Source organism: Acinetobacter minutum (assembly GCF_035916735.1).
GTDB lineage: Bacteria > Pseudomonadota > Gammaproteobacteria > Pseudomonadales > Moraxellaceae > Acinetobacter.
Genome location: NZ_JAQIHG010000056.1, coordinates 1 through 3,260 on the forward strand (window position 1 = coordinate 1; position 3,260 = coordinate 3,260).

The following is a 3,260-nucleotide window of genomic DNA, read 5'->3' on the forward strand; positions in this document are numbered from 1 at the left end:
TGGTAAGTTACTCGTCAATATCGTACTGCCTTTTTCATAACGCTTGGCAATCACGTTAAAGAACAGATTCGCTTCTTTAGCAATTGGTTTTAATGTTGCAAGATATTCCCTCAAGATCCTGATCTTTCCTGGATATCCCAACCCTAGAATTTCCTGGTAGAGCACAACGGCAGGAATCCATTCAGGATGAGCTGCGTTTACGCGTTCGAGCAAATAAGGTTTATATGGGTCAAGGATACTTGTTCTAGGCTGTATACGCTGATACTGAGGTGTGGTGTTTTGCCGTAAATATTTACGTACGGTATTTCTGGACACACCCAGTTCACGACTAATGGCTTTAATGGATTTACCTTGTTGATGAAATATTTGGATTGTCACTGCTTGCTCCAAAGTTAACATGTTGAGCAGTCCAAAATGACCGCTATATTAACCAAGGGGGTCAGTTTTTAAATGCCGTTAGGGGGTCATTTTTACACTGCCGCTAACATAAGCAATTGATGTTATTCAGTATTCATAAGAATACATACAAATTTATCATAAGTAGTTGGCAGGCTATTCGTGATTCTGCGAGGTTTACGCCAAGTAAAAATATCATCCAACTCAGCAGACTCTGTTAAGGGACGATGTAATTTTTTTGCAGTTTCGTGCACATTTGGAAAACTTCTGATTGAACTGCTTAATGAAGCAGGGCAGCCGTGCATTGGCTTCGGCAAGCGAACTGATTTTCCAGATGCATCTCTTTGATCGACATGAGATAGCCTCAAATGCTTCTGCACTGATAACATACTTTACAAAGCTGTAGTCAATGACAGTGAATGATTAACCGTACTAGAAATTCTAACCCATTCTCAACTATAACTTTTTACCATAATTCGCTTTAGTGATTTTTCAAAAGAACAGTGGTATCCAAAGTGGTTACTAATACTTAATATTTAAAATAATATTTATTATAAAACAATAAATTAAAAATATATGTGATGCGTATGTTACGCATCACATACATTTCTATATATTTTGATATAATTAAAGTCCGTAGCATCATTGATGGTTTCATTTAATTTCATGAGTCTTACAGAATCCAAGGTTCGCCAAGCTAAACCGAGGGAGAAAATTTACTTCCTAGCCGACGATGATGGTCTTAGTCTTAAGATTGAACCAAATGGAACCAAGTCATGGAGTTATCGTTTTTCTGTTCGTGGAAGCAATAAACGATCTCGTATCAAACTTGGCGTTTATCCAGACATGAGCCTGAAAGAGGCAAGATCCGAGAGAGATGAACGGAAATTAATAGCAACGTATCCACACCGATCTAACAAAAAAGATCATGTACTGCTATTTTCACAAGTAGCAGAGGAGTGGCTAGCTTTTAAAAGAAAAAACGCTTTAGATGATGTACCACGCTGTGGTGTTGTACAGCTTGCACAAAAATGTCTAGAAAGTGATATCTTACCGGAATTAGGTGAGCTGTCATTCCAAGAAATTAGACGTTTTGAATTGGTCAGTGTAATACGAAAAATCGAGTACCGTGGAGTTAAAGAACCCACAAAAAAAGCATGTAGTTATTTAAATCAGCTGTATGATTATGCTGTGGCAATGGGATATTGTGAATTTAATATTGCGAGCGGTTTACATAAGGTATTAATTACACAGAAAATTAAACGACATTACCCGTATTTAAAAACCGGTGAGGATCTAGCCGGATTTACTTTGCGGTTAAATGAGGTTAATAGCCATCCAATTATTAAAAAAGCATTATGGTTAAAATTATATACAGGAGCGCGGGGTGCAGAAATTCTGGCAGCAGAACCACAACATTTTGATTTAAAAAATAAAATATGGCGTATTCCTGCGCATCATGTAAAACAATTTAGGCGTAAAGTTATTTTAGGATTTGAAATACCCGATTATATTATTCCATTATCTACCCAAGCAGTAGAGATTGTTAAATCTGCATTAGAATGGTCATTTGGTGAAAAATATGTATTTTCTAGTCCAATGAGAAAAGATAAACCTTTACATTTTAATACCTTAAATAGCGTAATCCGACGCATGGGATATGAAAAAAATCAGCTATCGTCTCATGGTTTACGCTCCACCCTAAGTACGATTTTAAATGAATCGGGTTTATTTCAGCATTCCTGGATTGAAGCTCAGCTTTCTCATACAGATAAAGACAAAACAAGGGCCAGCTATAATCATGCTCAATATCTAGAACATAGGCATGAAATGATGCAATGGTGGGCTGATTATTTAACTACAGTTAAATGATAAATGTATTTCTAATTTAGGAGTGGCTTTGTTGCACAAACCTTCAAAAGCTGATATTTCTTCCAAACCATCCAAGCATATGCTTGTCGAGCTACGATCACCCGTCGGCAATGTTTCGTGTCATAAGACCATCTATATAGACGGTGTCAACGGAACCAATCTGCTCATCTTGTTGAATTTGGCTGAGTAAATCACCGAGTACCTGTGAATCACTGACATTGTTTGTTGTGAGCTGAACTACCCGTATTTGCAGTGTTTCTGCATCTATATAAATGTGGAGTTTACGCCATAGGCGACAATATTTAGGTTGATGTTTCTTGCGGTTCCATTCTCCTTCACCCAGGAATTTTAAGCCTGAATGGTCTAAAAGTAGATGTAATCCATCACGACTTTTTGGGTAGCTAATCACGATATGAATATGCTGTTCTTTTCTATATAGGGTTGAATAGTCTAGTGCTGCCTAATCTAGTCCACAAAGTTTAATGAGGCTTTACACAAAGCCTGTGAACATATGCAAGGATAAGCGAAATAATAGCTTAATCATCAAATAACATTGAATGGCTGTATAGGAACAAGTGTGATTTCGTCCTGGTTCGCCTTTGAATGTGGTGTACGATTAATTAATGGTATATCCTTAGAGTCTGCATGATCCATTTGAAGCGAGAATTTTATGAAAAAAGTTATTGGTATGAGAAATAGCCGTACTGAAGCCTTTAAAATCGTAAAAGCTTCATTTGCCGTAGATAATTTGGTTGTAGACAATAAAGGCTTACAAGCAATTAATGACTATGTGATGGGTTCTAAGACATTTGAACAAGCCAGAAATACACTCGTTGAAATGTACCGTGTACGATAAAAATGTTTTTTGATGATGCACTACATTATTATCTGACCGAAGAAGATTTTTATGATGATCTGATCCTAGACAGTATTGTGGACAGTCGATCCCTCTAAATTCTTGAAATATTTCTGTTCAAAGGCTTCTGGGCTTA

Annotated in this window: 3 protein-coding genes and 2 pseudogenes; 2 read left to right on the top strand and 3 right to left on the bottom strand. The window is 36.9% G+C overall.

Features of this window, described 5'->3' with window-relative positions; genetic code table 11:
* Together PAE54_RS12260 and PAE54_RS12265 are read right to left on the bottom strand one after the other, a co-directional pair.
* Positions 1–399 (bottom strand): helix-turn-helix domain-containing protein (locus PAE54_RS12260; protein ID WP_326519641.1); only part of this gene is annotated, 399 nt, incomplete at its 3' end.
* Between the two features lie 104 nt (positions 400–503).
* Positions 504–745, bottom strand: a pseudogene (locus PAE54_RS12265) (ISNCY family transposase); the annotation flags it as partial.
* A gap of 317 nt (positions 746–1,062) precedes the next feature.
* Between PAE54_RS12265 and PAE54_RS12270 the strand changes: the two are divergent.
* Positions 1,063–2,268, top strand: a complete 1,206-nt coding sequence (locus PAE54_RS12270) for a tyrosine-type recombinase/integrase (protein WP_326519642.1) — start codon at positions 1,063–1,065, stop codon at positions 2,266–2,268.
* A gap of 74 nt (positions 2,269–2,342) precedes the next feature.
* On the opposite strand, the pseudogene PAE54_RS12275 reads toward PAE54_RS12270, so the two are convergent.
* Positions 2,343–2,869 (bottom strand): annotated as a pseudogene (locus PAE54_RS12275) (IS5 family transposase); the annotation flags it as partial.
* 69 nt (positions 2,870–2,938) lie between these two features.
* Here PAE54_RS12275 and PAE54_RS12280 point away from each other — a divergent pair.
* Positions 2,939–3,124, top strand: a complete 186-nt coding sequence (locus PAE54_RS12280) for a hypothetical protein (RefSeq protein WP_326519643.1) — start codon at positions 2,939–2,941, stop codon at positions 3,122–3,124.
* Positions 3,125–3,260 lie beyond the last annotated feature (136 nt).

Bases quoted from the DNA above. Each gene is read 5' to 3' on its own strand.
- PAE54_RS12270 (WP_326519642.1), top strand. From the start codon at position 1,063: ATGAGTCTTACAGAATCCAAGGTTCGCCAAGCTAAACCGAGGGAGAAA.
- PAE54_RS12280 (WP_326519643.1), top strand. From the start codon at position 2,939: ATGAAAAAAGTTATTGGTATGAGAAATAGCCGTACTGAAGCCTTTAAA.